Annotated in this window: 6 protein-coding genes; 1 reads left to right on the top strand and 5 read right to left on the bottom strand. The window is 64.0% G+C overall.

The window, feature by feature from the left end; translation table 11 throughout:
* Positions 1 to 309: 309 nt before the first annotated feature.
* From ABZ728_RS11365 to ABZ728_RS11345, 5 genes are all read right to left on the bottom strand, one after another.
* Positions 310 to 1,359 (bottom strand): endonuclease/exonuclease/phosphatase family protein, encoded by a 1,050-nt coding sequence (locus ABZ728_RS11365; RefSeq protein ID WP_366656225.1) that lies wholly within the window; start codon positions 1,357 to 1,359, stop codon positions 310 to 312.
* Positions 1,360 to 1,434: 75 nt separating this feature from the next.
* Positions 1,435 to 2,586: a mandelate racemase/muconate lactonizing enzyme family protein gene (locus ABZ728_RS11360; RefSeq protein WP_366656224.1), complete on the bottom strand. Its 1,152-nt coding sequence runs from the start codon at positions 2,584 to 2,586 to the stop codon at positions 1,435 to 1,437.
* Between the two features lie 35 nt (positions 2,587 to 2,621).
* Entirely contained in the window at positions 2,622 to 3,593 is a 972-nt protein-coding gene (locus tag ABZ728_RS11355) for a D-2-hydroxyacid dehydrogenase family protein (RefSeq protein ID WP_366656223.1), read from the bottom strand.
* Between the two features lie 49 nt (positions 3,594 to 3,642).
* On the bottom strand, positions 3,643 to 4,557 hold the full coding sequence (locus ABZ728_RS11350; protein ID WP_366656222.1) for a DMT family transporter: 915 nt from the start codon (positions 4,555 to 4,557) through the stop codon (positions 3,643 to 3,645).
* Between the two features lie 74 nt (positions 4,558 to 4,631).
* The gene (locus ABZ728_RS11345) at positions 4,632 to 5,792 is read right to left on the bottom strand and encodes an acyl-CoA dehydrogenase (RefSeq protein WP_366656221.1); all 1,161 of its coding nucleotides are present in this window, start codon (positions 5,790 to 5,792) and stop codon (positions 4,632 to 4,634) included.
* 150 nt (positions 5,793 to 5,942) lie between these two features.
* On the opposite strand from ABZ728_RS11345, the gene ABZ728_RS11340 reads away from it, so the two are divergent.
* Complete coding sequence (locus ABZ728_RS11340; RefSeq protein WP_366656220.1) at positions 5,943 to 8,027, top strand: acetate--CoA ligase family protein; 2,085 nt, start codon at positions 5,943 to 5,945, stop codon at positions 8,025 to 8,027.
* Positions 8,028 to 8,065: the final 38 nt, after the last annotated feature.

Raw genomic sequence — 8,065 nt, 5'->3', positions numbered from 1 at the left:
CACGGGATCGGGTGCGAAGGCTTTCGGCGATCAAAGCGCGATCCGTGTTCCACCTGAGCGCGTGGACCCCGGACAGCACTTCGTGCTTCCGGGGAGGGGAAGAGGTGGTTCGGGCGGCTTCCACCGTCTCCAATTCCCGTGCGCTGCGCGGTCACGAAGTGACGCGCTGCAGACACGGGATCGGGTGCGAAGGCTTTCGGCGATCAAAGCGCGATCCGTGTTCCACCTGAGCGCGTGGACCCCGGACAGCACTTCGTGCTTCCGGGGAGGGGGAATTCCTTGCGACGCAAGCCCCTCCTTCCCCCATACTCACGCCTCTCGTCCTTCGCGGATCTGCTCTTGTGCCTCTTCGATGTCCTCGCCATCAGGTTCCGGCGCTTCCTGATCGTATTCCGCCGACGGCTGGTGCCGCAGCTCGATGAAGACCGGATAATGGTCCGAGCCGATGCTGCGCAGGCGCTGCAGCCGGACCAGTGTGAACGAGTCATCGTGAAAGACGTGATCCAGCGGCCAGCGCAGGAACGGATAGGCGGCATGGAACGTGCTGAACATGCCGCGCCCCCGACGCGGATCGAGCATGCCGCTGATCCGCTGGAACAGCCGTGTGGTATCGGACCAGGCGACGTCGTTAAGATCGCCGGCGACGATCGCCGGACGCTCACATTCCCTTACTTCCCGGCCGACGACCAGAATTTCAGCGTCGCGCTCTTCGGTGTCCTGATCCATCTGGGGCGGGCGCGGATGGATGCCGAAGAATACGATACGTTCGCCGGAGCGCAGCTTCAATTCAGCCCGCACAGATGGAATGTCGTCTTCCATCAGAAAACGGATATTCACGGGGTCCATCTCGAGTCTTGAGAACAGGTGCATCCCGTAATGATTGCCCTGCGGCCGCTTGACCGAGTGGGGATAGTCCCGGTCCAGGACCCGCAGTTGCTCGTCCCACCAGTCGTTGGTTTCCACCGCCAGGATCAGGTCGGGGTCGGTCTCTCGCACCCGTGCGATCAGATCGTCGGCTCGCCTGTTCTCCATCAGGACGTTCGAGATCAGGATCCTGATCGTCCGGCTGCCGTCACCGGCCTCGCCGTCCATCGTCTGGCGGGCGGCAAGCCGGGTATACGGGAATATTCGCAACGACTGATAGGAGATACTGGCCAGCAGGGCGACGGCAAATGCCGCATCGATCAGGCTGCCGGTATCGTAAACCAGGGCGAATCCGAGTGCGACCGCTGCCAGGGCGATGGCGATCTGCAATCGGGGAAAGTCGGCGGCTCTTATCCACCACTGTGGGCTTCGTACAAGTGAGAGCGCCGTCAACAGTATCAGTCCGGCGCCGAGGGCAAACAAGGTGATCTTCATGGCACCACCTTACTTGCTGGGGGGAAACGCGCACAAGAGGCAGGTTTCCCCCATTGGGGTGATGCCAGAGAACAGCTATGGCCCTTCGGTACCCACATTCGGCAATCCCCGTGCCGGATAGACCCGGCCCGGGCGCTCGGCAATCACCGCCTGGTCGATGGTCAGACCCAGACCGGGCGCGTCAGGCGCCTTGATGTAGCCGCCGACAGGCGTCAGCGCGTCCGGCGCAACGGTCAGGCCAACCTCTTCGAACGGCATGAAATATTCGGTGATCAGGAAATTTTCAGCGCACAGAGAGGCGTGAACGGTGGCCGACAGGGCGAGCGTGGTGGAGTTGTAGTTGTGCGGCGACAGCGCAATATGTTCCGCCGCCGCCATGGCCGCGATTTCGAGCAGTTCGAGGATACCGCCGCAGGCGGCAACGTCCGGATTGAGGATATCGACCGCGCGGTTGCGGATGATTTCCGCAAAGCCGAACTTGGTATAGGCGGCTTCGCCGGTGACGATCGGCGTCTCGGATCGGTCCCGCACCTCGCGCAGTGCGGCGACATTCTCGCAGGGGCAGGGTTCCTCGTACCAGAACAGATCATAGTCCCGGAACCGCCGCTCCAGTGCCATGGCGTTGGACGCCGACAGCCGCCGATGGGCATCGACCAGCAGGTCGACATCCGGCCCGACCGCGTCGCGCACGGCTTCGACCACCCGACAGGCGGCGTTGATCTCGTTCCGGTCGATGAAGCTGCGCACAGGGCCGGGCAGGGGGTCGAGCTTGAGCGCGGTATAGCCGCCCTCGACCACGGCGGATGCCGCCTCGGCGATCCCCTTGGGGTCCTTCATGCCGTGGGACCAGCCATTGGCGTAGACACGGACACTTTCGCGCACGCGCCCGCCCAGCAACGCATGCACCGGCTGGCCGCAGGCCTTGCCGACGATGTCCCAGAGCGCGGCCTCGATGCCGGAAAGGGCGGAAAAGACCTCCATCGATCCGCGCCGGCCCACATAGTCGTTGAAGACGATATGGCGAAAATGCCGGATCAGTTGCGGATCGCGATCGGTCAGATAGCGGCCGAGTTCGGTGACCTGAGCGAGCACCGCGAGGTCGCGGTCGGACTGGGAATAGCATTCGCCCCAGCCGGTAATTCCGTCATCGGTTTCGACCTGGACGAAGATCCAGTTCTTGCGCCAGCCCGGATCGACCCGGTGTCCGGTTACCTTGACCACTTTCATTGCGGCATTCACCCCTGTTGTCCGTGTTTATCGGTTCAGCCGATGGCGGGCTTGTCCGCCGACAGGACCCGGATCGGCTTGCCTGCGCGCCAGGCTTCGATGCCATCGACCATCTGGCGATAGAAAAGACCCATATTCTCGGTCGAGACATAGCCGATATGGGGCGTCATCAGCAGGCGTTCGGTTCGGCGCAGCGGATGATCGGCCGGCAGCGGTTCCTCGTCATAGACATCGACCGCCGCGCCCGCGATCCGCCCGGCGGACAGCGCCTCGACCAGAGCGGCCGTGTCCACGATCGGCCCGCGCGAGGTGTTGACGAAATAGGCCGTCGGCTTCATCAGGCCGAGCGTGGCAGCGTCGACGAGGCCGCGCGTCCGGTTGCTCAATGTCTGGTGGATGCTGATCACGTCGGCCTGACGGAACAGCGTTTCCTTGTCGACCCGGGTGGCGCCGCATTCCGCCGCGCGCTCGTCGGTCAGGTTCTGGCTCCACGCGATGACGGTCATGTCGAAGGCCGCTGCGATCTGCGCGACCTGTCCGCCGAGACGGCCCAGCCCGACGATGCCCAGTGTCTTGTGTTGGACCAGGCTGCCCAGTTCGGTCTGCCATTGTCCCTGGCGCATGGCATCGTGGTTCTGGCGGATGCGATGGAACAGGTTCAGGATCAGGGACCAGGTCAGTTCGATCGTTCCGCGCCCGCTGCTTTCGGTGCCGCAGACCATCACACCCTGTTCCGCGGCGGCGGCGAGGTCGATGACCGCGTTCCGGCGGCCGGCCGTCATGATCAGGTCGAGGTTGTCCAGGCGGCGGATGACCGAGCCGGGCAACGCCGTGCGTTCGCGCATCAGACAGACGATGTCGAACGGTTCCAGCGCCTTGACCAAAGCGGCCTCGTCGGTGATCGGTTCGTTGAAGACGGTGATTTCGCAGTCGTCACCCAGCCGCGACCAGTCTGCGAGATCGCGTGCCGCGTTCAGGTAGTCATCGAGAATGGCGATCTTGGGCATCTGTCGGATTCCTCGGTTGGGGCGGGTCGGGCGGGCTGTTGCATTGCGATCAGGGACTGCCCGGATGATGCGGTCGGGCGGCGTCGGGCAGGATCGCCAGCGCCGCCGGCCGTCGACGCGTGCGCAGTATGACCAGTGTCGCGCACAGGATGATCGCCGTACCGATAAAGGTCCAGATCCCGGGCACCTCTCCGAACACGACATATCCTAATAGCGCAGCGAAGGGAACGCGGGTGAAATCAACGGGGGTGACGACGGTGATATCGCCGACCTTGACGGCCTGGGCCATCATGAACTGCCCCAGCGCGCCGCTGACGGCAACGGCGATCATCCAGTAGAACTGAACCAGGGTTGGGGTCTGCCAGAAAATAAGCGCCGGAATTCCCAGAATCAGACAACTGAACAGCGAGAAATAGAACAGGATCCGTTCGACCGGTTCGGTCGTCGTCAATTGTTTGACGATGACGACCGCAATCGCGCTGCTGGCAGCGCCGGCAAGGGCGATGAAGACCCCGATATGCACCCCGGTCTGGGGCTGGACGATAATCAGGACGCCGCTGAAGCCGACCAGGGTTGAAAGGCCCCCGATCCAGCCGACCACTTCGCCCAGAATCGCGTAGGATGTCACCATCGACCAGATCGGACGGGTAAAGGACAGCGCCACCGCATCGGACAGCGGCAAAACCGTGACAGCGTAAAAGCTGCCGGTCATCATGCCGAGGCCGAACATGGCGCGCAGAAAATGGGCGCCCACCCGCTTGGTGTAGAGATTGGTGATGCCCCCCGATCGCATCGTCCACGGGATCATGATCATGACCACCAGCAATGTGCGTACGAACAGCACGACCATCAGCGGCAGATCCTCGCTGACGTGTTTTACCAGGGCGCCCTGGCCGGTGAGGATGAAGGCGCCGGCCAGCATCCACAGGACGCCGACGGTATTGGGGCCGATCACACGTGTCACACGGGTTCCCCTCCCGTAAAGGCGGAATTTCCGGCGGCCGGATCGTCCGGCCGCCGCGTTGTCGGACCGGCCTTCTACTGAGCCGGCTTTGGCGGGCGCTGCGAGAACCGCCGCTCGAAGATGCCCTCGGCGATGCGGTTCTTCATCATCTCCAGCGAACCGCCGGCAATCATCCAGGCGCGGGTCTTGCGGAAGCAGTATTCGACCAGACTGTCGTCGGAATAACCGGCGCCGCCCATGATCTGCATCGCCTCGTTGCAGCAGTCGAATCCGGTCTTGTTGCAGTGGATCTTGGCGATCGCGGTGTCCTGGGCCGAGGGTTCGCCCGATTCCACGCCCTCGACCGCGCGCCACAGCAGCAGCCGCGCGGCTTCAAGCTGAACCAGCATGTCGGCGAACTTCCACTGAAGGCCCTGGAACTCGCACAGCGGCCGGCCGAACTGGTGCCGGTCGATGGCATGCTGGCGGGCGATTTCGTAACTGACCCGGCCCAGCGTCAGCGAGCGCGTTGTGTTGCCGATCCGCTCGACGTTGAAACCGGAGATCTGACGCTTGAAGCCGCCTTCACCCAGCAGAATGTTTTCCGGCGGGATATAGACATTGTCGAAGAACAGTGGCTGCCATTCCTCGCCGTTCATGAACTTGTGCGGTGCGCCGAGTGTGAATCCGTCCATGCCGCGTTCCACGATGACCGAGCCGATGCCGGCCGTGCCGGGTCCGAAACGGCAATAGACGAGGAAAAGCGTCGCTTCCGGACTGTTCGTGGTGAAGCATTTCTGACCGTTCAGGCGATAGCCATCGCCGTCGGGGGTGACGGTCGTCTTCAGGTCGGTGACGGCCGATCCTGCGTCGGGCTCGGTCATGGCGACCGAGATCAGCGCCTTGCCGTTGATCAGGTCGCTGAAGTGGCGCTCGCGCTGAACCGGCGAGGCATTGGCCGCGAAAGTCCAGATGGCGCCGAAATTGCCGGCCTGGATGACATCGGCGCTGCGCGGGCAGGCCAGTGCGACCTGCTCGATCGCGATCACCGCGTCGGTCAGCTTGCCGCCGAGGCCGCCGTGTTCCTCCGGGATCATGATACCCATAAGGCCCTGCTCGGCCATCATGGCGGCAATATCCCACGGATAGGCGCTTTGCTGGGCCCGCACCACCGCGCCGGGGGCCAGTTTGTCCTGCGCGAAACGTCGGACGGAATCCTGAAAGAGCGTCTGCTCTTCGGTGAGGGCGTAGCCCATGGGCATTTCTCCCGCTTAAGGCCTGAATTCGAGGGCGCCGATATGCATCTTGCCCATGACTTTGTCCGGATGTTACTATAAACCATACAAAGTACCAAATCTGAAAATCGGCGTATGCGCCGATCATCGCCGACTACCGAGGAAGCCCCAATGTCGAGCCGTCAGCCGCACTCCCTGGATCATGTTTTCAAGGCCCGTTCGGCCTGCTTCGTCGGCGTTTCGTCCGATGCCAGCAAATCCAGCGGCGTTCCGCTAAGGATCATGATGCGGCACAAGTTCCCCGGTCCGATCTATCCCGTTAATCCAAAGGCCGAGACGATCGAAGGCCTGAAATGCTATGCCAGCGTTGCCGATCTGCCGGAAGCGCCCGACATCGCCTATATCACGGTGCCGGCGCCCGCCGTGCCCGCCGCCATCGAGGCCTGCGGCAAGCGCGGCATTCCCAGTTGCTCGATCCTGACATCGGGGTTCGAGGAGGTCGAAGGCGGCGGCGATCTGGCCGGGCAGGTCCGCGCCGCGGCAGAGAAATACGACATGGCGCTGGTCGGCCCCAACAGCGAGGGCACCTGGTCGGTCAAGCACCGGGTCATCCTGACCTTCGGCTCGGCGGCCAAGCGCGACACGCTGCATCACGGCAACATCGCCATTGTCAGCCAGTCGGGCGCTATGGGCGGCGGGCTGGCGCGCCGGCTGCAGGAGTCAGGCTATGGCTGCAGCTATTTCGTCAGCGTCGGCAACGAGACCATCCTGACGGCCTTCGACTACATGGATTACCTGATCGACCAGGACGACGTGGACGTCATTCTGGTCTTCCTGGAAGGCATCATCGACGGTTGGCGGCTGATGCCGGTGGCTGAAAAGGCGCGCCGCAACGGTGTGCGCATCGTGGTGCTGAAATCCGGCAATTCCGCCGCCGGCCGCAGCGCGACGGCGTCTCACACCGGCAAGGTGTCGACGCCGTTCGGCATCTATCGCGATCTGTTCGACGAAGCCGGCATCATCATGGTGCGCAGTCTGGTCGAATTGCTCGAAGCCGGACAGTTGTTCCAGCGCATGCCGTTGCCGGCCCGGGCAACCGGCGACCACGGCGGACTGGGCGTGATGAGCGTGCCCGGCGGGGCGCGGGCACTGGTCGCCGATCAATGCGCCGAAACAGGCGTGCCGCTGGCGAAGTTTACGCCGGAAACCGTGGCCACGCTGCGCGATCTGCTGCCGAAATTCGGCGTTGCGGAGAATCCGACCGATGTCACCGGCGAGGTGGTCAGCAACCCCGAACTGCTGGATAAATCGGCCGATCTGGTGATCAACGACCCGAATACCGAGGCAACGCTGTTGCAACTCGGCAATGGCGGGCCGCGCGATATCCATACCAAGCGCGAGGCCTTCACCGCCATCTCGGCGCGGTCAAAGGGACCGGTGATCCTGAGCCTGCTGGCCGATACGGTTCCCGACGCCGCCCACGAGGAACTGTCCCGCGCCGGTATCTTCCCGGCGCGCGATTGTGGCGAGGGCGTGAAGTATCTTTCCTGGCTGTACCGGGCGCGCGAGATCGCCGACACCTCGTATGACGACCGGGCCGGGGCGCCGACGGCGGATCTCGACCGGCCAACGGGCTGGCGGGAAACGGCGGACCTTCTGGCTGACAATGGTGTGCCGGTGTGCCCGTGGACGACGATTGCCGCTGGTGACAACGTGGCCGAGGCTCTGGCGGGGCTGACATTCCCGGTGGCGGTCAAGGCGCTGCCGGAAGACGCTGCCCACAAGACGGAACTGGGCCTCGTTCATCTGGGTGTGACCGATGCCGAGGCGGTGGCCCGGGCGGCGGCCTCGATCCGCGAGACGATCGGGCAGGACCGGCCGGTCCTGGTCCAGTCGATGGCCGCAGAGGGTGTGGAATTGCTGATCGCCGCACGCCGCGACCCGGATTTCGGCCCGATCCTGATCGTCGGCGCCGGCGGGCGCGATGTGGAACTGCTGGAAGATGTGCGCCATGTCAGCCTGCCGCTGTCGAAAAAGGCCCTGAGGCACGCCGTCGGCAAACTCGGCGTCGACGCCCACTTGCAGGGATATCGCGGCGCGCCGCCCGCCGACCGCGACGCGCTTCTGGCCTGCGCGGCGGCGGTGGGCACCCTGTTCCAGCGGTTGCCGGCCAGCGTCACGGAAATCGAACTCAATCCGGTCATCGTCCATCCCGACGGTGCCGGCGTCAGCGTGGTCGACGTGCTGATCGGCTGATCCTACCATTGTCCACGCCAACCGCAGTTCGAGACGGA

Source organism: Fodinicurvata sp. EGI_FJ10296, assembly GCF_040712075.1.
Classification (GTDB): domain Bacteria; phylum Pseudomonadota; class Alphaproteobacteria; order DSM-16000; family Inquilinaceae; genus JBFCVL01.
This window is presented reverse-complemented; position numbering and strand designations above follow the sequence as displayed.

Excerpts from the sequence above, each read along its gene's own strand:
- ABZ728_RS11360 (WP_366656224.1), bottom strand. The coding sequence starts at position 2,586 with ATGAAAGTGGTCAAGGTAACCGGACACCGGGTCGATCCGGGCTGGCGC.
- ABZ728_RS11345 (WP_366656221.1), bottom strand. The coding sequence starts at position 5,792 with ATGGGCTACGCCCTCACCGAAGAGCAGACGCTCTTTCAGGATTCCGTC.
- ABZ728_RS11340 (WP_366656220.1), top strand. The coding sequence starts at position 5,943 with ATGTCGAGCCGTCAGCCGCACTCCCTGGATCATGTTTTCAAGGCCCGT.
- ABZ728_RS11355 (WP_366656223.1), bottom strand. The coding sequence starts at position 3,593 with ATGCCCAAGATCGCCATTCTCGATGACTACCTGAACGCGGCACGCGAT.
- ABZ728_RS11365 (WP_366656225.1), bottom strand. The coding sequence starts at position 1,359 with ATGAAGATCACCTTGTTTGCCCTCGGCGCCGGACTGATACTGTTGACG.